Below are 21,105 nucleotides of genomic sequence, written 5' to 3' on the forward strand. Positions count from 1 at the left end.
AGATGAGGAGAAATTCCTCATCTTTTTTAATCCATCCATTTCACTAATTTCTTAGAAATTAATAATAAAACACAGCCTAATACAATTGCTACAGCGCCAATAACTGTGAATACTTCAGCGTATCCAAGTGAAGTTGTGAAGCTTGCAAGTTGTCCGCCTAAAATGTTGGCGATACCTGAACTTGCTAGCCATACACCCATTAATAAAGATGCTAATTTTACCGGAGCAAGCGCACTAACCATTGATAGTCCGACAGGTGATAAGAATAGCTCACCTAACGTATGGAAAAGATACGTAAAGACGATAAACAGTAAGTTTGCTTTTTCTGTAATGTTATGTTCATCACTACCTGTTTTTAATGTAGCGATAACGAGAATGATATAACCGATACCGAGTAAGATCATACCAAGTCCCATTTTAGTTGGGATTTTTAAATCACCCTGATTGCGAGTTGCAAGTTTTGCCCATAATGCAGAAATGACTGGAGCAAGTAAAATAATAAATAATGGATTGACCGATTGGAACCAAGATGTTGGAACTTCCCATCCGAACACAGAGCGGTCTACAAATTTGTTTGTATATAATGTTAATGAGCTACCAGCTTGTTCAAAGCCAGCCCAGAAGAAGACAACGAAGCATGTTAAAATGACGATAACTGCGGTACGTTGTTTTTCTTTTTTTGTTAACGGTGTATCTCCTACTGATGGTTGTCCAGCAGCTGTTTGTAAATCGCGAGTTGGTTTTTTACCGATATTACCAAGGAAGCGATTTGATAGTGTTGTAAATAAAATTTGTCCAATGATCATTCCGATTGAAGCGGCTAAGAAACCGTAACGGAATCCGTAATGTACAACGCCATCAACTGTTGTTTTGAATAAATTTTCTGATAAAAATCCGCAAACGAGTGGAGCTAAAAATGACCCGACGTTAATACCCATATAGAAAATGGTAAATGCACTATCACGTTTTGGATCGTTCTCTTCGTATAATTCTCCAACCAGTGTAGAGATGTTGGGTTTGAAGAATCCGTTACCTATAATAATAAGCGCTAATCCGAGGTATAGGCCTAATTGGTTTTGCAAGGCAAATAGTGTAAGGTTACCGATTGCCATTGTTATACCACCAATTGTGATTGCTTTTCGTCTACCTAGAAAACGGTCTGTTAAGTATCCACCAATCATTGGTGTGAAATAACAGGCTCCAGTATAAAATCCGTAAATAGAGAGTGCCCATGCGGGACTAAACCCAAGACCACCGCTTACTAAAGCTGTCGTTAAATATAATGTTAATAATCCTCGTAATCCATAGTAACTAAATCTTTCCCACATTTCTGTAAAGAAGAGTAAGTATAAACCTGGAGGATGTTTCTTTTTTCTTTGTTGTTCTCTTTCTAGTTGTATCGCTGATTCCATGTTATTTTCCTCCTGACACAAACAAAAACAAAGTTAATAATTTTGTACATTTAATATTTTACCTTATTAACTATTATAAGTCAATAAAGGTTGATTTTTCAGAAGAAATTGGAAAAGAGGAATAGCTATAGAATGGGTGTTTCTTTTGTGATAGACTATGGACTATGTTTTCTTTGTAAGGAAGCGGGTTATTGTACTTTTTTATATGTGAAATTGATTTCATAAAAGATGAAATTAAAGAAGGAGAAAGAAATGAAATTGTTACAGAAAAAAGAAATTTTACTTATTAGCCTTATGTTATTCTCTATGTTCTTTGGAGCAGGGAATTTGATATTTCCACCTTTCCTTGGATATGAAGCAGGAGAACATGTTTGGATTTCATTAGTAGGGTTTATTATATCAGCAACAGGTCTTCCTATATTAGGTGTTATCTCTATTGCAAAAGCAGGAAGTTTTCAAACGTTAGCGGGTAGGGTTCATTCTTCATTTGCAATTATTTTTCCATGTATCGTGTATGTATTTATTGGACCTGGGCTTGGTATACCACGTGCGGGAAGTTTAGCTTTTGAAATGGGGCCAGGTCAGTTATTCCCTGAAGCAGGAAACGGATTATTATTGTTTTACACAGTTATTTTCTTTAGTATTGTTTACTGGTTAAGTTTATCTCCATCTAAATTAATGGGGTTGTTTGGAAAAGTCTTGACGCCGTTATTATTATGTATGATTGCACTCATTTTTATAAAGAGTATGTTTACAACGGTAGGAGATATGAAAGAACCAATAGGGAACTATGGACAAGCTCCTATGTTTCAAGGGTTTTTAGATGGATATTTAACAATGGATGCGTTAGCTGCTTTAATCTTTGGAATTGTTATTGCAAATGCATTACGTGCAAAGGGTATTGAAGATGATAAAGGTTTAGCGAAATATATGAGTATTGCTGGAATTGGGGCAGGACTATTATTATCGATTATTTATGTCATCCTTGGATATGTGGGGGCAATTAGTGGCTCATTAGGAACATTTGATAACGGTGCGAAAGTGTTAGCACAAGTTATGATTACATTATTTGGACAGGGTGGAGTCGTTTTATTAGGTCTTATTTTTACTATCGCGTGTTTATGTGTTTCAATTGGACTTGTTACGTCGTGTAGTCAATTTTTTGCGAGTGCATTTCCGAAAGTATCTTATAAATTGTGGGCATTTATAGTAAGCGTTGTTAGTATGATTTTAGCTAATTTAGGGTTAACGCAAATTTTAAAAGTATCAGTACCAATTCTTGGATTTATTTATCCAATTGCGTTAACGCTTATTATTCTAGGGTTATTCCATCAGTATATTGGAAAGTATGCATACGTATATGCAGTAACTGTTTTGGTTGTAGCGATATTTAGTGCAATTGATATTTTAAATAAAAATGTAATGATGAATCAGTGGACGTCAGCATTAAAATACATCCCGTTTTATACAGAAGGTGTTGGGTGGATTGTTCCAGCTATTGTAGGCATGTGTCTTGGTTTTATCGTTAGCATTTTTCTAAATAAGAATAAATGAGTAAAAAGGTGTTTTCCTATTTTGGGAAGACACCTTTCTTTTTTTGGAAAAATACTATTGAAAATGAATAGACTAAGAGTATGATAAAGATAATTGGTAATATATAGGTTTAATGAGAGTTACGAATAAGGGGGGAGCGTATGAAGAAGGATTTGGATAAGAAAATAGAAGCACTCGAAACGGCAATTGAAACAATTCAAGAAGCACTTGCTGAATTAAAAGTGAAGCAAAGGGAAATAGAAGTAGAAAACGCTCAGCAACATGTTAGTAAGAACAAGAAAGAATATATTGAAACGGTAATGGAGGAAAATCCAAAAGAAGAAATAGTTAAGATAAAAGAGCCTTTGCAAGAACGTCAGGTAAAACAAGTAGATATATCTGCTTTTAAACCAGAGCCATTTAATATTATTAAGTTTTGTCAAACATGGTTACCGCGTGTATTTGTCGGTATTATGTTGCTTGGAGTGATCTGGTTATTTAAAGCAGGGGTAGATGCTGGCTTATTAACACCAGCGATACGAATTGTGTTTGGTATCGTATTATCTATCGGATTGTATTATATAGGAGATATTCAAATTAAAAGAGAGCGGCAGGCGTTAGGGTTAGTATTAGCTGGAGGAAGTATTACCGGGATTGTTCTAACAACGTTTGCAGCACATTATTTATATGGATTTATTCCGGCAAGTGTCGCGTTTCTCTGTAATATTGCATGGGTTATTTTAGGTATTTATTTAGCGAAAAGATATCAATCGGAATATCTCACTATTTTCGTAGCGGTCGGAGCGTTCTTCGTACCATTCTTGTTAAATAGTACGACTCCTAATCCTTATATTTTCTTTGGATATGAGACAGTATTAACACTTAGTTTATTATGGTATGCGTTGAAAAATCGTTATAAATACTTATATATGATTTCTTACGCTGTTGCTGCCATTGTCCTTTTCGTTTTCTTTGCTGTTATGTCAATGTTAGTAGAGAACTTGCAAATACAGTTAACGATTGTATATGGTTTGATTCATTTACTATTATTTTGGCATATGTTTACGGAGAGAAGTTTTATACTAGAACCACGTTTGGCGATATTTAGTGCAAATGCAGTGTTCTTTATACTAGCTATTTCAAAAATACCTGATTTTACAACATGGGGATTAATTATTAGTGCAATCGTGCATGCCGCTATGTTCGTATTTGAATATAGGAAAAATAGACATTCTACATTTACAAATCTCTTATTTGGTTTCGTAATGGGAGCATTTAGTTTAGCAATTTTATATGAGTATAGTTTAGTGAATGCAGCGATTGTACTATTATTACAAGGTTTCCTCGGCATGGTCACTTCTATTAAAGTAAAACAACAGATAAAATTGTATGTTAGTGCGACGGTTTACGCAATTGGAATGATACAGACTATTTTTAGCCCGTTTGATCAATTTATTTCGGCAGGCTTTGTTGCTCATCTTATTTTAATAGGAACGTTCTATTATTGCATGAGAGAAGCGAAAGAAGTATTAGCGAGCTTCGGCAAATATATGTATTCTATAGTGCTCTATTGGTTTATGATAATTGTATTTATTACAATTACGAGAATCGGTGAAGTTTTATCTACAGATGGAAGCGTAATTAGTGTATCAGTATCGTTATTATGGATGGTATATGCATTATTTGCGGTTTGGTTTGGAAGAAATAGAAATATGAATGAAATATTATATGCTGGTTTAGTCGTTTTAGTCGTAACGGTAGGGAAGTTATTCTTACTTGACTTACCAGAGGTATCGATGATGATTAGGGCAGTGTTATTCCTAATCGTCGGTAGTATAGGTATCGTTATTTCAAGAATGTTTTTCTCGAAGGAAGAGAAGTGAGAAGAAGGCAATCCATGTATGGATTGCCTTTTTTATTATTTCTTATTAATTGTTACAGTTTCATTATATTTCGTTGTTGTATTTTGGCGTAGACGAAGCGTTGCTTGTCCAATTGTATTTGAATCAATCTGTACATTTACAACTTTCTCAGCAGAGCCTAAGCTGTTTGTTGTGAAAGAAAATGCACTACTATATCCAAAAGTAGATGGCCAAGTGCCGTTTGCATTTTGTACTTTAGCCACTTGTGTTCCTCCAGTAGTGAAGATACCTAAAGAATAGTTGTTATAAGTTGTATTAGGTAGTAAGTTGTTTACTTGAATCTTCATTTGGAAAATTTCATTGTTTGGTAGAATGCTAGGGTGTGTAACGACGTAGTCGCTTGTTGTTACCGCACCATTATAACCGTATGAACCTGGTTTGAAAGTATTTGTATTAAACCATTGATAACCTGCATTTGGTGCACCCCAAGGTTCAGGTTGTGGTTCTGTTGATAAGCTTGGCTGTTCAAATGTCTGTAGAGCTGTAGGTGAATCAAGTTGTAAACCATTTACTTGATCTAAACTTGTAAATGTCTCTTTATTCGATAACCAATTTACGATGTTTTCTAATAAGATAGCATCGTTTTCTTCTTTATAACCATCGTAAGTTTTCTTTGTTTGGCCAGAATCTTCACGAACGTACTTTGGCGTAGCATCTTCAACAGGAGAAGAGTCACCAATAAAGGCAGCTTTTCCAAGTCCTACTTTTGCAATTGCAGCATATGGGCCTTCTGCAATACCACCGCCATTATAAACGCCACTATCAACAGCGTTATTCCATTTTGATGGATTTTCTGGAAGGTAAACAAGTCCTTTTGCTAGTTTTGGGTTTGTAATTGCTAGAGTAGAACCAGCATGCATTGCTACAGACGAAACACCTTTTGTAATTCCGAAAGATTGTTCAGGTGATACAATTGTTTTCGCTGAAACATCACCAAGTGCATTGTAGCGGAAGCGAATACCGAAGTTGTCAGAGAGCCAATCAGAGCTTTCTACTCCTTGCATAGCTTGTGAATTTGCTTCTTCATTAGACATTCCTTTTGCTGGATTATCCCAAGCACCGCGTCTATATCCATTAAATACTTCAGAAGAGTCCCAGCGATTTTTATTACGATCTGCATTGTAATGATCAGCAATAAAGAAGATACTACCACCATTTTTTACATATTGTAACATAGCGTCCTGCTCAGATTTTTTGTAAGGAATATTAGCTTCTGGAACGATAAATACATTGTAATCTTTTAAATCTTCGTACGTAATAGGTGTTGATTTACGAAGTTCCTTTACGTGATATCCGTTTTTTGCAATGCCGTTTCCGAAGTCAGAAAAGCCGCCGTCAATAACCCAGTCAGCTGTCCCAGCAGTTTGACCGTGTGTATTATCAAATAATACTTTCTTCCCATTGTTTTGATTTACAACTTTTGCAGCAATTTCAGGAGCTGGGTCTACAGAGCTTTCGGCATAAGTAGACGGTATGAACGAGGTCCCTATACTTAGTGTAATTGCTGTTGCTAAAGAAAATGTAATCCATTTTTTATTCTTCATAGAAGAATCCCCCTAATAATAAATATATGTGCTTTAATAATGTAATTTATTTTTCTGTAAAAATAAAGACGGAAAACATAAAAAATATTAAAAAATTGTAAAAATACCGTGAATTTTGTTGAGAAATATTTATATAGATATAAAAACATCCCTTCCAAGTAATAAGGAAGGGATGTTTTGCTTAACTAATTTTTGAGTTAGGTGTTTCATCAATCTTATGAAACCCTTTCATGTAATATACGATTGCTAAGCCGATAAGCCAAATTGGGCCGACAATCAATGCAATTCGTGTATCTTCTGAATATGCCATTATACATAAGACTAGTGCAAGGAAGGCAAGTGAGAAATATGAGCTTAATGGGTATAAAGGCATTTTATATGATAACTTTTGTTTATTTTGAGTAGGCAAGCTTTTACGGAATTTAATTTGAGCGACTAATATAATGCCCCAAGTCCAAATTGCACCGAAAGTTGAAATGCTAGTAAGCCATGTAAATACCTTTGCAGGTACAAGATAGTTTAATATAACACCAATTAGTAAAACGATAGCAGTTGCTACAATTCCTTGGCTTGGAATGCCATTTTTATTTAAACGACCAAATCTTTCAGGAGCTTTTTTCTGCTGAGCTAATGTATATAGCATACGGCCTGTACTAAATAAACCACCGTTACAAGAAGAAAGAGCTGCTGTTAATACGACAAAGTTAATAATACCTGCTGCTTTTGCGATACCAATTTGCTGGAATGTTAATACAAATGGACTGCCTTTCTCACCAAGTTCGTTCCATGGATAAATTGCCATCATAACGAATAATGCCCCAACGTAAAAGAGTAGAATTCTCCAAAATACGTTATCAATTGCCTTTGCGAGTGTTTTCTTCGGATTTTGAGCCTCACCAGCTGTAACACCGATTAATTCAACGCCTAAATAAGCGAATAGTACCATCTGCATGGAGAGTAGTAACCCAGAAAATCCATTTGGGAACCAGCCACCATGTGACCAAAGATTTGAAATACCAGTAGCGATACCACCGTTTCCGAATCCGAATAAAATAATACCAGCTCCGACCACTATCATACAGATAATTGTGACAATTTTAATGAGAGCAAACCAAAACTCAAGTTCTCCAAATACTTTTACCGATAAGAAGTTAAAAGCGCTCATTAATAATAGAGCAAGTAATGCCCAAGTCCAGCGCGGGATATCAGGGAACCAGTACTGCATGTAAATGCCAGCTGCTGTAATTTCAGCCATACAAGTAACAACCCATAAGAACCAGTAATTCCAACCAGTAATATAACCAGCGAGTGGTCCAATATAATCATATGCATATTTACTAAAAGAACCAGCAACAGGTTGTTCAATTGCCATTTCCCCAAGCGCTCGCATAATGAAAAAAATAACGAGACCGGCAATCATATAGCCTAGCAAAATAGAAGGACCTGCTAGTTTAATGGCGGAAGCGGATCCTAAAAATAGCCCAACGCCAATAGCTGAGCCCAGTGACATTAAAGTAATATGTCGTTCTTTTAAACCACGATTTAAAGTTCCAGATTTGTTTGTGTGCTGCATAAGAAGAATCCCCCTTGTAGAGTGAACGATATTTGAATGCGTTTACTAAATATTTAACTATTTCAAATTATAAAACATTTCTATCTGTTATGCTACAAAAATAATCATAATGAACTGTACTACATCTGTACTTGTCAGACTTAAACTTAAAATTCGAACTATTAGGGAATATATTGACTCTTCTTTTTATTGATTGTTAAGATTAAGTATTATATTTTCTCGCATACTAGTAAGAAAAAGAATGTGTGATAATAATTCAGGTGTAGGAAGGGTACATAAGCATGTTTCAATTACAAAAATATAACACTTCTGTGAAGCAAGAGTTTTTAGCTGGCATCACAACTTTTTTTACATTTGCGTATATTCTTGTCATCAATCCAAAAATATTATCTGATGCAGGTGTACCATTTGACCAAGCGTTTACAGCAACAATTATTGCAACCGTTGTTGGAACAGTAGGTATGGCGATTTTCGCGAATTACCCGATTGTTATTGCTCCAGCTATGGGAATGAATGCATATTTTGCTTATTCTGTTGTACAGAAGGCAGAAGGGATTACATATGTAGTTGCCTTTTCAGCTGTATTTGTAACGGGGATTATTTTTCTTTTATTATCTTTTACTTCGTTTAGGCAAAAGTTAATTTTAGCAATTCCTGATAGTTTAAAGCATGCAATTGCAGGTGGAATTGGACTATTTATTGCTTTTATTGGATTGCGCCTTTCTGGAATTATCGTGGATCATCCGTCTAATTTAGTTACGATTGGTGATTTTCATTCTCCAGCTGTTATTTTAACTTTAATTGGTTTAATATTAGCGGCGGTATTAATGACATTGCGTGTGAGCGGTGCATTATTTATTAGTATGATTGTGACAGGAATTATTGCCTTCTTTACAGGGCAATTGAAGTTTGCTGATAAAATTGTGGCGATGCCTCATTTACCAGAGGGTATCATCGTTTCAAACCCAATCAATGCCTTTTCAGATGTAATTGAATACGGATTATACGGCGTTGTATTTTCATTTTTACTTGTACTTTTATTCGATACAACAGGTGCATTACTCGGTTTAATTAAACAAGCAGGTTTAATTACAGACAATACAGAGAAGCGTTTTGGTAAAGCGTTTATTGCGGATGCAATTGGCGGGACTACAGGTTCTATCTTTGGAACAAGCCCAACAGCAGCGACGATTGAATCGTCAGCAGGTATTGCTGCAGGTGGTAAAACTGGATTAACAGGGATTGTAGTTGTTGGTCTAACAATTATAACGGCATTTTTTAGTCCTGTTATTGCTTCTCTATCAAGTGTAGCCGCTATTACAGCTCCTTCATTAATTATAGTAGGTAGTTTAATGGCGCAAAGCATTCGAGATATTAATTGGAATGAATTTGAAGATACGTTACCAGCATTTTTAATTTTTATAGGTATTCCGTTAACATCTAGTATTGCAAATGGAATCGCAATTGGATTTTTAGTATATCCAGTCTTGAAAATTGTGAAGGGTAAAGGGATGGAAGTACATCCATTACTATACTTATTTGCATTCTTATTTGGATGTCATTTATTCTTATAATATAAATATAGGAGAGGGCCTTCTTATGAGAGGCTCCCTTTTTGTGTATAATAAAGTGAAACTATAGGCAGTAGGGGATGTCCTCACTGTGTATTAGCCCACACCAATTCAGATAAGGTGAAAACTTAATTGGTTTCGTAAAATATAAATTACGTAATGGAATATATATGTTACAATAAGGGTGAAGGAGGAACATGAATGGCTGTAAGTAAAATAAAAGTCGCGCGTGTTCAGTTAGATTTAACACAGCAACAATTAGCAGAAAAAGTAGGCGTTACAAGGCAAACGATTAGTTTAATTGAGAAGGGGAAATACAATCCATCTTTAGATTTATGTTTAAAAATTTGTTATGCAGTAGATAAAACGTTGAATGATTTGTTTTGGGAGGAAAAGGAGTGGTAGGATGAAAATCGTGAAAGATGAACGTTTAATGATTGAAGGGTTAAAACATATTAGATTAGCTTTCATCTTACAAAATATCGTCATACTAGCTATCGTCTTTTACCGCTATGTCTTGCAAGGGGCAGGATATGAAAGTGTTTCGGATTTATTAATGGTATTTATGGGCGGGATAATAATTATTAACTTTTTAAATCTGAAAAATTCAGTGGAAGTGTATGAGCATACGGGCGGAGTGTCGCGTCGTTATTTTATGAAGCTATTATTCATTCCGGTGGGTATTATTATTGGGATTTTAGCTATTTGTATCGTTGTAACACCAGATATTTCGATAAAGGAAATTAGTATGACAGGACTTATTATGTTTGCTTGTTTTTTAGTTCCTAGTTTGTTTATATACATATATATGAAAAAAATAAAAAGAGAAGATTGAAATATAAGAAAGGCTTTCCCGTATTGAGGAAAGCTTTTCTTATATCTTTTTATACAAAACTTTATGAAGGCCAATTGGTTTAATTTCAAAAATTTCACCATGCTCCTGAAAGCCTAATCGCTTGTAATAGTCAGTTACAGTAATTCGGCCATTACACCATAACATATTTGCTTGACGCTCTTGTAAGATTTGTTCTGCATTCTGAATTAAGGAGCTTCCAGCGTGGTTGTTTCGAAACTCAGGTAATGTGGCCATTCCTCGTAGACGATAATGAATACCGGCTGGTAGGTCAGGGTATATTTCTTTTGAGAAGGAAGCGATACTAATTAGTTCATCGTTTATAAATGCGCCTAAGTGGAAGGTGTCTGTTTCATAATCGGAAGGATATTTACAATCTGCTAATGTTTGATTGGGGCGTAAAATTTTTTGACGTAATACGTAAGTTTCAGATCCCTCAATATTTTTCACGATAATCATATTAACATCCTTTCTTATAAGGCCTTTTCTGTTAATTGTATAAAGAAATAAGCAGGTGCGGCGAGAAGTCCGAGTATGCTAGCAGTTCCGAGAAGGAGTGAAAGTAGGAGGCAAGAATATTTTATTCCATTCGATTTTTTCCATCCGTAACTACAAATCTCAATACTAACACCGATGAGAATAATGGCAACGAGTATTTCTGCTAATAATAAAAGAGCTAAAGTTACAATAGACATAATGTGATCCATCCTCATAATATGTGATAGTAACATTTTACCATATGAAGTTAAAAAAATGCCCCTCAATTATGTGAGGGGCATTTTTTTACTCTAATATGTTTTTTAGTGTATCGATATGTTCTTTTGAACCTGTTACAAGTAATGTGTCACCGTGTTGTAGTCTTGAATCACCATGTGGTATTAATGCTTTGTTACCGCGGTAGATTTGAATGACAAGTACATCACCTAAAAACGGGAGGCGGCGAAGCGCAACGCCGTTATATTTATTGCTGCGCAGTTCAACTTCACGTACTGTTTCGTTTGCTGTTGTAATTAAGCGAACGAGACTAGGTTTATCAATAAGTGCACGTAATAAAATACGTGTAGAGTTAATTGTTGAGAATACAGCGATATGTTCTTGCGTTGCTTTTTCTTGTAGAAGTGGATCTTCTACACTTGCAATAACATGTTCAACACCTAGCTCTTTTGCATGTTCTGCCAATAATAAGTTTTGTTCATCATCGCTTGTTGCAACAACGACGCGATCTGCATCAAATGCTGTTTGTTCAGTTAATGATGCGATTGTGATGTCATCTAATTTCACGATAGGGAAGTCATGTGATTTCGCTTCTTCATCATTTATTTTGTTTTGACGCATCATATATAGCGTTACGTCATAATCTTCTCGTTTTAAATCTAGTGATAACGGAAGGGTAATTCTGCTCGCGCCAATAATAGCTACTTTTGGTTTTGGTGTTTCTACTTTTGGGAACATTTTTTTAAACAATATAGGTGCAAAAATACAAGTAATAACTGCGCTTAAAATAAGAGAGGCAGATAAACTTGGACTGATGATCTCCAGTTTTTCACCAATTTGTGCAGCCGCAATAACTAAAGAAAGTGTCGATGTTAATAAGATTGCACTTCCAAGTACGATATTACGTGGATACCATTTTCTTAAGACGAGTGATGGTAAGAGTTTCGAAATAAAGAGTCCTACAATTAAGATTGGAATCATTAGCATGCTAGAAGGTTCTTTGAAAATAGACCACACCTCTAGATTTACACCAACCATTACGAAGAAAATAGGGATGAAGAAACCATAGCCGATAGAATCAAGTTTTTCCACCATATCTTCATTTGGTGATAATAACGATACAAGTACACCTGCTAAGAAGGCACCTAAAATATTTTCTGCTCCAACAGATTCCGATAACCCAACTAAGATTAAAATGAGTGCAAAAACAGCTCGTGTATCAATTTGTACACTACCAGCTTTTAAACTATCTAAGTATGGAATGTTTTTAAAGCGTTTTGCAATAAAGTAAATGACAATACCGGCACCGAATAGAATAAGTAAGAGCCACATACTTTGACCGCTTTCGGAATTTAATCCGACGAAAACAGCGAGTAAAATCATTGTAACTAAGTCTGCAATAACAGCAACTAATAAAATGATTTGTCCGATTGCAGTTTTTCCTAGGTTGTTTTCTTTTAATGTTGGTACAACAACACCTAAAGAAATAGTTGAAATAATTAAAGTCATGAACATTGCATTATCTACAAATCCTAGCCATACGAATAGTAATGATAGGGCATAAGATAAGATGAAAATAAATAAGAAGATAATGCTTGCTACTTGAAATGTATTTGGCTCGTTTGTCGTATTTTTTTTCCCTTTTTGTTTAAAGATAGAAAAATCAATTTCTAAACCGCTTAAGAACATGAGGAAGATAAATCCTAATGTTGATAAAACTTGAAGCCATATATCTGGCTCAATAATATTAAACCCACTTTTACCTACAAAGATTCCTGCAATAATTTCTGCAACGACAACAGGAAGTGCTTTTAATTTAAAGCGTTGTAACAAAAGGGGAACGAAAAACGCGATTGCAACGACAACCATAAGTGATAGAACAGAAGTATGATGTTCCATTGCGTTCTCTCCCTTCAAATAAATATAGTACCTATTTAGCCATATAATAGGTAGAAAAGCAACGCATATGGATTCGATTTCATAAAGAAAGATTTTTCTTAACATTTGTCATAATAAGTATATTTTTCATGATTCTGTTGTTAATTCCGTAATGTGGATGTAACAGGGGAGGGGATAAAAAAAGACTGCTGAGGAATCTCAGCAGTCTTTTTCATGTACATTACATTGAGAAGAAGATCCATACAGTTAAACCAACTGTTGCAGTTGCAACGAAGAAACTGTATATCATTGTAAGAATTTGAACTCTTCCTTCTCCTTCTTTTAAATGCATGAACATAATTAATTGTAACAATGCTTGCGCAACAGCCATTATGATAATAGTTGTTAAGACTGTTGAAAGTGGCAATGTTGTGTAAAGTGCCACGTATAACGCTAGAAACGTTAATGCAAGCGATAAAATAAATCCGAAAACGTGTGACCAAGGGAATCCGCTATGCGCATGCCCGTTTGCTTGATTGTTGTTTTGAGCCATTTACGCCACCATCCCGTTCAAGTAAACTAGTGTGTAAATAAAGACCCAAACTAGATCAAGGAAATGCCAGTATAAGCTGATAATGAATACTTTACGAGCTGTAACTGGTGTTAAACCTCGTTTTAAAATTTGGATAATAACACAAGTTGCCCAAATGATACCGCCTGTTACGTGAGCTCCGTGCGTTCCAAGAAGAACGAAGAATCCGGATAAGAAAGCACTTGTTTGAATTGTTGCGCCTTCACCAATGTACATAATGAACTCTTCGATCTCAAAGAATAGGAAACCTGCACCTAAAAGTAATGTAAGGACGAACCATCCAAGCATCGCTTTTTGGTTATGCTTACGCATTTCATGAATTACGATACCGCATGTAAAACTACTTGTTAAAAGTAGTAATGTTTGAATTAAAAGCGTTTTAAGTTCAAACAATTGCGCTGGTGTTGGGCCATCTGCCGTACGACCAGCAAGGACTAGATAAGAGGCGAAAAGTGTTGCGAACAGCATAATTTCAGCCCCAAGAAAAATCCAGAATCCTAGGATATTCAATCTGCTTTGTTCGGATTGATATTCCAAAGGTAAGCTTTTATCTAAAGCCGCCATGTCATTTCACCTCTCATGCTATATGTTCTGTTTTTTTAATTTCATCAACACTGATATAGTAACCTTCATCATAATCGAATGAACGATAGATTAAGCAAGCTAAAATACCAACTCCACCGATTGCTGCAAGCCAGAACCAGCTAAATACTAATGCGAAACCTGCAAGACCGAAGAATCCAGACGCAATAATAGGCACACCAGAGTTACTTGGCATGTGAATTGGTTTGATATCTTCTGCTGCTGGTGTAACTGTTTCTCCGCGTTTTTTCATGTACCAGAAAGCATCAGCTTCTTTAATTTCAGGAAGCTTCGCGAAGTTGTAATGTTGTACAGGAGAGTGAGTTGCCCATTCAAGTGTACGACCATCCCATGGATCTCCAGTTGTGTCACGTTCACCGTGACGTGCACTCCAAATTACGTTGTAGCAAAGAAGTAGGAAGCCGATACCCATCATTACCGCACCAACAGATGCGATTTGGTTTAGCCATCCCCATCCAAGACTTTCAGAGTAAGTGTACATACGACGAGTCATACCGTCTAAACCTAAGAAGTACATTGGGAAGAAACAGATGTTGAATCCGCTCATAAAGATCCAGAATGTCCATTTACCTAGGCGTTCATTTAACATATGACCAGTCATTTTTGGATACCAGAATGTGAATCCAGCAAGCATAGCGAATACTGTACCTGCGATTAATACGTAGTGGAAGTGAGCGATTAGGAAGTAGCTGTTATGGTATTGATAATCAGCAGCTGCCATTCCAAGCATAACCCCTGTAACCCCACCGACTACGAAGTTTGGAATAAATGCCAATGACCAAAGCATTGGAACTGTAAAACGGATACGTCCTTTATACAGTGTAAACAACCAGTTAAAGATCTTAACACCGGTTGGAATCGAAATCGCCATTGTCGAAATCGAGAAGAATGAGTTAACCGCTGGACCTGCACCCATCGTGAAGAAGTGGTGAAGCCATACGACGAAACTTAGTAAAGAAATTGCAACCATTGAGTATACCATCGCACTGTAACCGAATAGACGCTTACGTGAGAATGTACTAATGATTTCAGAGAAAATACCGAATGCCGGTAAAATAACGATATATACTTCAGGGTGACCCCATACCCAGAACAGGTTGGCCCATAACATCGGCATACCGCCGCTCGCCATCGTAAAGAAGTGAGCATCGAATAGACGGTCAAATGTCATTAATGCAAGAGCAACTGTTAATACTGGGAAAGCGAAAATAATGATAATTGTTGTAATTAAGATTGACCAAGTAAACATTGGCATTCTCATTAAAGTCATACCAGGTGTACGCATTTTTAAGATAGTAACAAGGAAGTTAATACCGGTCATTAGCGTACCGAGACCTGAAATCTGTAATGCAATTGCGTAGTAGTTATTTCCTACGCCTGAAGTAAACTCTGTACCTGCCATTGGGAAGTAAGAAGTCCACCCAGCGTCTGGAGAACCACCGATTACGAAAGCGATGTTGAATAACATTGCTCCGACAAAGAATAACCAGAAACTTAAAGCATTTAAGAACGGATATGCAACGTCACGAGCACCAATTTGTAATGGTACTACAAGGTTCATTAATCCCATAACGAATGGCATTGCCATGAAAAGAATCATTACTGTACCATGCGTTGTAAAGATTCCGTTATAGTGTTCAGCGTTTAAATAAGTTGTTTCTGGGAATGTTAACTGTGCACGGATCATTAAACCATCCATACCACCACGGAATAACATGATAACCGCAGAAATAATATACATAGCTCCGATTTTTTTATGGTCAACAGTTGTTAACCATTCGTCCCAAAGCCATTTCCATTTTTTATACTTTGTTAGTACGAAAATGATTGCTAATGTCACAAGAACGATAGAAGCGTCTGCACCGTAAATAATCGGGTCACCTGTGACAAAGAATTCATCAAGCTTCACTGTGTTCACTCCAATCTGTTGGAATAATAGCTATTATTTTTTGTTTTTGTAGTAGTTATAATCACAATATTCAAGTGATTTTGGATCTACATAACTTAAGTGGTGACTAGAGAATGTCATACGACCAACTACACCAGGTTTAACAATTTCGTTGTACTTAGCTTCTGTTAGTTTAGGAGCAGTTTCTTGTACTTCTTTAACCCACTTGTCATATTTCTCTTTAGTTTTTGCTTCAACTTCGAACTCCATGTGTGTGAATCCTTCACCAGAGAAGTTCGCACTACGGCCTAGGTAAGAACCTGGCTTATCAGCTTGTAAATAAAGATCCATAATCATGCCATCCATTGTGTACTTCATACCACCAAGTTCTGGTACCCAGAAAGCATTCATTGGGCCGACAGAAGTCAGTTTGAATTGAATTGGTACACCAGCTGGGATGTTTAAATAGTTAACGGTTTCAATTTTTTCCTCTGGGTAACTGAATAACCATTTCCAGTTTGCAGATGTAACATAAATTTCAACTGGTTTAATATGTTTGGACTCTTTCGGAACCTCTTCCGAAGCATAAGTTGCTTTTACTGTTGGAATCGATAATGCGATAACGATAATAACAGGAACAAGCGTCCAAATAATTTCTAGTAATGTGTTACCGTGTTGTTCAGGTGGCTCATAGTCCATATTCTCTGGTTTTTCACGATAACGAATCAAGATGACTGTAAACAGAATGAATACAATTGCGATAATTAATGACATAAGCAAGAATGACCAAACAATTAAATCATACTGTGCTTTTGCAACAGGTCCTTGCGGATTTAATACTGCGAGTTTTTTATCACAGCCACCGAGGAACAGAAGTAATGATAACGGAAGAAGTGAAGCCAACTTCCAAAACGCTTTCTTTAGTTGCACGATTGAAAATCTCCTTTCTCCTTGGATTGAAACTATGCCAATAAAACAATATAAACCTATTAATTTATAGAAGGCAATAGTTTTTGATATATTGTTAAAAAATAGACACAAATGCACACTTTTTAAGGTGAATATCATTTGTAACTTGATTACATTGTAAACTATTTTCCAGAGAAAAACGTGATTGTGAAAATTTTAAGATAAATAAAGTTATACCAGGATATCCAAGAAATAGAAAAAAGCTATCTTATTATAAGGAAGATAGCTGAATATTTTGTATATTTAGTTTATTTCTTGTGTGACAGTTCGTGGCTGTTCAAGTGTGACAATTTTTTTATATTTAACTTGGTATAAAATGTAACAAATAATCATAAATGGAATGCCGCAATAAAGAGCAATTCTTTGATCTGGAATGAAAGCCAAACTAACAAATGTAATGAAATTGAGCGAGAACGCTACGATTGGAACGAGTGGATAGAGCGGTGTACGATATTTTAAATCATTTATGTCGCCACCATTTTTCACGAAATTTCTACGGAAGAAAAACTGTGAAGCGGCGATTGACATCCAAACTACAACGGCAGCCATTGCTGCAATAGATGTTAAAACTAGAAAGACAGTATCTGCGGCAAATACACTTGTTAGTAAGGACAGGCTAGCGAAAATCAGGCTGAAAATTAATGCATTTAGCGGTACACCTTTTTTAGTTAATTTCGTAAATGCTGGACTTGCCATTCCTTGTTTTGCCATCGCCCACAGCATACGAGAATTTGCGTATAGACCAGAGTTAGCAACGGATAATACAGCTGTAATAATAACAAAGTTCATAATGTCTGCTGCATATGGGACACCGGCTACATCAAATACAAGTACAAAGGGACTTTCGACTAGATTAGCCTCTTGCCATGGGAGTAAACCTACAACAACTGATATCGCTAAGACGAAGAAGAAGAGAGTTCGCCAAATTGTATTTTTTATTGCTTTTGGAATTGTTTTTTCAGGATTTTCACTTTCTCCTGAAGCGATTCCAATTAATTCTGTTCCTTGGAAGGAGTAATTTACTGTAATCATCGTAAGAAGAACAGCTAATGCACCGTTTGGAAATAGCCCACCATTTTCAGTGAAATTATGAAGCATTGGAGCTGGCTTTCCATTGAAGTCTAGTAGACCGAACATAACAGCACCACCAAGCACGATGAAAATAACAATTGTCGCGACTTTTACACTTGCGAACCAAAACTCTGCTTCTGCATATGCTTTTGCTGATAAAGCGTTTACAAGGAAGAGTGCTGCTGCAAATGTAACGCACCAAATCCAGGAAGAAACGTCTGGAAACCAGCGTTTCATTAAAATACTTACAGTTGTTAACTCCACGCCAACTGTAACAGCCCAATTTAACCAATACATCCAACCAACAACAAATCCAAAACCAGGTGAAATGAATTTGCTTGCATAACTTTGGAATGAACCTGCTTCTGGCATAGCAACGGATAATTCACCAAGACATAACATCGTTAAATACATAACAAATCCACCGACTAAAAATGCAAGAATAGCACCACCAGGTCCGGCATTATGGACGATTTGACCAGATCCCATAAATAGCCCGGTTCCGATAACACCGCCGAGTGCAATCATAAATAGGTGTCTACTTTTCATTGTTCGTTTTAAATCTGTTTGTTCAATTTGTTGATTCATATGCCCCTCACCCCGTATTTTCTTGAATGTGTAAACTTCGTTTTATTCTGAGTTTTTAATCATTAGTGGGGGATGCAAAACACACTCGGTTTATTTGCTATGAAATGAATGGAGTATGTAAAAAACGAACTATGACTAAATACTCTAAGAATGTTTGTTAACATGGTGATATCTTCACTATGTTAACAATTTTGATTTTAGCAAAATATTCTGTAAATGTATATTTATTTTTCTTTTTATTAAAAATAATTAGAATTTTTATAATTAATTCTATGAGCGATAATTCACATGATCTTTCTAGCAAACTAGTAAGAAGAAGGGTACAATGATAAGAGGTGTATCTGTAAAATAATAATTAATGGAGTTTTGTTTATAATGAAAAAGTTAAAATATCTTTTTGTTTTTGGAATTATACTTGCTGCTGCATTTTTTATAGGAAAAGATAAAATCATGCAAAAGGCGCAAGTTCTACGCTTAGAGTTTCTATCTGAAATGAAAGAAGCAGCTATGATTGAAGATGTTCCGTTTATTAAACAATTACCAGAATTACCTCGAGGATGTGAAGTGACAAGTTTAGCTATGTTGCTGCAATATAAAGGTGTACAAGTAGATAAGATGCAACTTGCTAGCGAAATTCATCGTGTTCCATTTGAACAAAATGGTTTGCGTGGAAATCCTTACGAGGGATTTGTGGGAAATATTTATACAAAGGCAGAGCCTGGATATGGTGTATACAATAAACCAATCTTTGATTTAGCAGAAAAATATGTTCCTGAAAAAGTAATTAATTTAACAGGTAGAGACATGCAAGATATATATAAAGTAATTAGTTCTGGTTCTCCGGTATGGGTCATTATTAATACGACGTTTAAGCCGCTAGCTGAAAGTAGTTTTGAAACATGGAATACGAGTTCAGGCGAAGTGAAAATTACATATTATGAGCATAGTGCAGTAGTAATTGGATATGATCAAAACTTTGTATATGTAAATGATCCTCTTAAAAATAATCCGCGCTTGGCTGTTCCGCGAGCAGAATTTGAGAAAGCTTGGGAGCAAATGGGAAAACAAGCAATTACTATTTTATAATAATGAAAAAGTCATCTTTTGGATGGCTTTTTCTTTTTAGTTTATCATCACTGAAAATTCGGAAGATTCTTTTAAAAGTTAACAATTCACGTTATAATAACATTTAACTTGGTGAAGAAGGGGAGAAGAGAAATGGATGTTGCAAAGGAACTTGTTTTGTCAAAAAATCAGTTGGTTGAGTGGAGAAGGCATTTTCATAAGTATCCAGAGTTATCTTTTCAAGAAGAGAAAACATCGCAGTTTGTGTTCGATATACTTCGGAAATTCCCATATTTAGAAGTGTCACGGCCGACTAAATATAGTGTGATGGCAAAGTTAGTAGGTAAACATCCGGGCAAAACAGTTGCGATTCGAGCCGATATGGATGCTCTTCCTATTCATGAAGAAAATGAGTTTGATTTTATTTCTATATATAAAGGTGTAATGCATGCATGTGGTCATGATGGACATATAGCGATATTACTTGGGGTTGTACATAAGTTAGTAGAAGAAAGAGAGAAAATTAAAGGGGAGATTCGTTTTCTATTCCAACATGCTGAAGAGAATTTTCCTGGTGGTGCAGAGGAGATGGTTGCTGCAGGTGTAATGGAAGGTGTGGATTATATTATTGGTGCTCACCTTTGGGCGTCATTAGAGGTTGGGAAAATAGGTGTTATTTATGGCCCTGCAATGGCTGCACCGGATGTTTTTAAAATTAAGATAGAGGGAAAAGGTGGACATGCTGGAATCCCTCATGAAACGGTGGATAGTATTGCAATTGGAACACAAGTCGTTTCGCAACTTCAGCAAATTGTATCTCGCCTCACGAATCCATTAGATTCTCTCGTAATATCTGTTACACAATTTCATGCGGGGACAACTCATAATGTAATACCAGAGCAAGCCGAGATTGAAGGGACAGTGAGAAGTTTAAGACATGAATTACGAGGTGAAACAGAGAAGAAGATTGAGCGGATTGTGAAGCATATTACGGAATCTTACGGAGCGAAATATACATTTTCATATGAATATGGGTATCGACCAGTTGTAAATGACTATGAAGCTACAGAGCTTATTGAACAAACGGCATTACAACTTTATGGAAGGGATAGAGTTGTTCGTTTACAGCCGACGATGGCTGGAGAAGATTTTTCAGCGTTTTTACAAAAGGCACCGGGGACATTCTTTTTTATCGGAGCGGGAAATAAAGAGAAAGGTATTATATATCCTCACCATCACCCTCGTTTTACGATTGACGAAGATGCATTACCGATTGGAGTGGAAGTCTTTGTATCAGCCATTATGAACTTTATAAGTAAAGGAGAATGA

18 protein-coding genes are annotated in these 21,105 nt (G+C 36.0%); 7 read left to right on the top strand and 11 right to left on the bottom strand.

Annotation, left to right across the window (positions count from 1 at the left end; all coding sequences use genetic code 11):
- Window positions 1–26: 26 nt before the first annotated feature.
- Entirely contained in the window at window positions 27–1,412 is a 1,386-nt protein-coding gene (locus N2V80_RS03490; RefSeq protein WP_061655603.1) for a peptide MFS transporter, read from the bottom strand.
- A 252-nt stretch (window positions 1,413–1,664) separates the two neighbouring features.
- Between N2V80_RS03490 and brnQ1 the strand changes: the two genes are divergently transcribed.
- Both brnQ1 and N2V80_RS03500 read left to right on the top strand, forming a co-directional pair.
- Window positions 1,665–2,966, top strand: coding sequence for a branched-chain amino acid transport system II carrier protein BrnQ1 (gene brnQ1 / locus N2V80_RS03495; protein ID WP_000771689.1), 1,302 nt, complete (start codon window positions 1,665–1,667; stop codon window positions 2,964–2,966).
- A 140-nt stretch (window positions 2,967–3,106) separates the two neighbouring features.
- Window positions 3,107–4,828 carry a DUF2339 domain-containing protein gene (locus N2V80_RS03500; protein ID WP_061655604.1) on the top strand — a complete coding sequence of 574 codons (1,722 nt, stop codon included), beginning with the start codon at window positions 3,107–3,109 and terminating at the stop codon, window positions 4,826–4,828.
- Window positions 4,829–4,863: 35 nt separating this feature from the next.
- Here the strand turns inward: N2V80_RS03500 and N2V80_RS03505 are convergent, their stop codons facing one another.
- Both N2V80_RS03505 and N2V80_RS03510 read right to left on the bottom strand, forming a co-directional pair.
- Complete coding sequence (locus N2V80_RS03505; protein WP_000791508.1) at window positions 4,864–6,411, bottom strand: DNA-binding protein; 1,548 nt, start codon at window positions 6,409–6,411, stop codon at window positions 4,864–4,866.
- A 181-nt stretch (window positions 6,412–6,592) separates the two neighbouring features.
- Window positions 6,593–7,984: an amino acid permease gene (locus N2V80_RS03510; RefSeq protein WP_001164895.1), complete on the bottom strand. Its 1,392-nt coding sequence runs from the start codon at window positions 7,982–7,984 to the stop codon at window positions 6,593–6,595.
- A 281-nt stretch (window positions 7,985–8,265) separates the two neighbouring features.
- Between N2V80_RS03510 and N2V80_RS03515 the strand changes: the two genes are divergently transcribed.
- The 3 genes from N2V80_RS03515 (at window position 8,266) to N2V80_RS03525 (ending at window position 10,390) form a co-directional block, all read left to right on the top strand.
- Window positions 8,266–9,558 (top strand): NCS2 family permease, encoded by a 1,293-nt coding sequence (locus N2V80_RS03515; protein WP_061655605.1) that lies wholly within the window; start codon window positions 8,266–8,268, stop codon window positions 9,556–9,558.
- Window positions 9,559–9,756: 198 nt separating this feature from the next.
- A complete protein-coding gene (locus N2V80_RS03520) occupies window positions 9,757–9,960 on the top strand; it encodes a helix-turn-helix transcriptional regulator (protein ID WP_000301183.1) in 204 nt (67 codons plus the stop codon).
- Window position 9,961: 1 nt separating this feature from the next.
- Window positions 9,962–10,390: a hypothetical protein gene (locus N2V80_RS03525; protein ID WP_000706629.1), complete on the top strand. Its 429-nt coding sequence runs from the start codon at window positions 9,962–9,964 to the stop codon at window positions 10,388–10,390.
- Between the two features lie 39 nt (window positions 10,391–10,429).
- Here the strand turns inward: N2V80_RS03525 and N2V80_RS03530 are convergent, their stop codons facing one another.
- From N2V80_RS03530 to N2V80_RS03565, 8 genes are all read right to left on the bottom strand, one after another.
- Window positions 10,430–10,867 carry a GNAT family N-acetyltransferase gene (locus N2V80_RS03530; protein WP_000587681.1) on the bottom strand — a complete coding sequence of 146 codons (438 nt, stop codon included), beginning with the start codon at window positions 10,865–10,867 and terminating at the stop codon, window positions 10,430–10,432.
- Window positions 10,868–10,881: 14 nt separating this feature from the next.
- Window positions 10,882–11,139 carry a DUF4022 family protein gene (locus N2V80_RS03535; RefSeq protein ID WP_044129536.1) on the bottom strand — a complete coding sequence of 86 codons (258 nt, stop codon included), beginning with the start codon at window positions 11,137–11,139 and terminating at the stop codon, window positions 10,882–10,884.
- A 52-nt stretch (window positions 11,140–11,191) separates the two neighbouring features.
- Window positions 11,192–13,021, bottom strand: a complete 1,830-nt coding sequence (locus N2V80_RS03540) for a monovalent cation:proton antiporter family protein (RefSeq protein ID WP_061655606.1) — start codon at window positions 13,019–13,021, stop codon at window positions 11,192–11,194.
- Between the two features lie 220 nt (window positions 13,022–13,241).
- Complete coding sequence (qoxD, locus tag N2V80_RS03545) at window positions 13,242–13,553, bottom strand: cytochrome aa3 quinol oxidase subunit IV (protein ID WP_000068425.1); 312 nt, start codon at window positions 13,551–13,553, stop codon at window positions 13,242–13,244.
- The gene (gene qoxC, locus N2V80_RS03550) at window positions 13,554–14,156 is read right to left on the bottom strand and encodes a cytochrome aa3 quinol oxidase subunit III (RefSeq protein ID WP_000729318.1); all 603 of its coding nucleotides are present in this window, start codon (window positions 14,154–14,156) and stop codon (window positions 13,554–13,556) included.
- Between the two features lie 13 nt (window positions 14,157–14,169).
- Window positions 14,170–16,104, bottom strand: a complete 1,935-nt coding sequence (gene qoxB / locus N2V80_RS03555; RefSeq protein WP_000762367.1) for a cytochrome aa3 quinol oxidase subunit I — start codon at window positions 16,102–16,104, stop codon at window positions 14,170–14,172.
- A gap of 33 nt (window positions 16,105–16,137) precedes the next feature.
- Complete coding sequence (locus N2V80_RS03560) at window positions 16,138–17,013, bottom strand: cytochrome aa3 quinol oxidase subunit II (protein WP_001176165.1); 876 nt, start codon at window positions 17,011–17,013, stop codon at window positions 16,138–16,140.
- Window positions 17,014–17,295: 282 nt separating this feature from the next.
- Window positions 17,296–18,711, bottom strand: a complete 1,416-nt coding sequence (locus N2V80_RS03565; protein ID WP_001075749.1) for an amino acid permease — start codon at window positions 18,709–18,711, stop codon at window positions 17,296–17,298.
- A 375-nt stretch (window positions 18,712–19,086) separates the two neighbouring features.
- On the opposite strand from N2V80_RS03565, the gene N2V80_RS03570 reads away from it, so the two are divergent.
- Window positions 19,087–19,797, top strand: a complete 711-nt coding sequence (locus tag N2V80_RS03570) for a C39 family peptidase (protein ID WP_000734488.1) — start codon at window positions 19,087–19,089, stop codon at window positions 19,795–19,797.
- 132 nt (window positions 19,798–19,929) lie between these two features.
- Complete coding sequence (locus tag N2V80_RS03575; protein ID WP_000382127.1) at window positions 19,930–21,105, top strand: amidohydrolase; 1,176 nt, start codon at window positions 19,930–19,932, stop codon at window positions 21,103–21,105.

It is taken from the genome of Bacillus sp. FSL W8-0640 (genome assembly GCF_038007725.1).
Classification (GTDB): domain Bacteria; phylum Bacillota; class Bacilli; order Bacillales; family Bacillaceae_G; genus Bacillus_A; species Bacillus_A cereus.

Bases quoted from the DNA above. Each gene is read 5' to 3' on its own strand.
- N2V80_RS03490 (WP_061655603.1), bottom strand. From the start codon at position 1,412: ATGGAATCAGCGATACAACTAGAAAGAGAACAACAAAGAAAAAAGAAA.
- brnQ1 (WP_000771689.1), top strand. From the start codon at position 1,665: ATGAAATTGTTACAGAAAAAAGAAATTTTACTTATTAGCCTTATGTTA.
- N2V80_RS03500 (WP_061655604.1), top strand. From the start codon at position 3,107: ATGAAGAAGGATTTGGATAAGAAAATAGAAGCACTCGAAACGGCAATT.
- N2V80_RS03505 (WP_000791508.1), bottom strand. From the start codon at position 6,411: ATGAAGAATAAAAAATGGATTACATTTTCTTTAGCAACAGCAATTACA.
- N2V80_RS03510 (WP_001164895.1), bottom strand. From the start codon at position 7,984: ATGCAGCACACAAACAAATCTGGAACTTTAAATCGTGGTTTAAAAGAA.
- N2V80_RS03515 (WP_061655605.1), top strand. From the start codon at position 8,266: ATGTTTCAATTACAAAAATATAACACTTCTGTGAAGCAAGAGTTTTTA.
- N2V80_RS03520 (WP_000301183.1), top strand. From the start codon at position 9,757: ATGGCTGTAAGTAAAATAAAAGTCGCGCGTGTTCAGTTAGATTTAACA.
- N2V80_RS03525 (WP_000706629.1), top strand. From the start codon at position 9,962: ATGAAAATCGTGAAAGATGAACGTTTAATGATTGAAGGGTTAAAACAT.
- N2V80_RS03530 (WP_000587681.1), bottom strand. From the start codon at position 10,867: ATGATTATCGTGAAAAATATTGAGGGATCTGAAACTTACGTATTACGT.
- N2V80_RS03535 (WP_044129536.1), bottom strand. From the start codon at position 11,139: ATGTTACTATCACATATTATGAGGATGGATCACATTATGTCTATTGTA.
- N2V80_RS03540 (WP_061655606.1), bottom strand. From the start codon at position 13,021: ATGGAACATCATACTTCTGTTCTATCACTTATGGTTGTCGTTGCAATC.
- qoxD (WP_000068425.1), bottom strand. From the start codon at position 13,553: ATGGCTCAAAACAACAATCAAGCAAACGGGCATGCGCATAGCGGATTC.
- qoxC (WP_000729318.1), bottom strand. From the start codon at position 14,156: ATGGCGGCTTTAGATAAAAGCTTACCTTTGGAATATCAATCCGAACAA.
- N2V80_RS03565 (WP_001075749.1), bottom strand. From the start codon at position 18,711: ATGAATCAACAAATTGAACAAACAGATTTAAAACGAACAATGAAAAGT.
- N2V80_RS03570 (WP_000734488.1), top strand. From the start codon at position 19,087: ATGAAAAAGTTAAAATATCTTTTTGTTTTTGGAATTATACTTGCTGCT.
- N2V80_RS03575 (WP_000382127.1), top strand. From the start codon at position 19,930: ATGGATGTTGCAAAGGAACTTGTTTTGTCAAAAAATCAGTTGGTTGAG.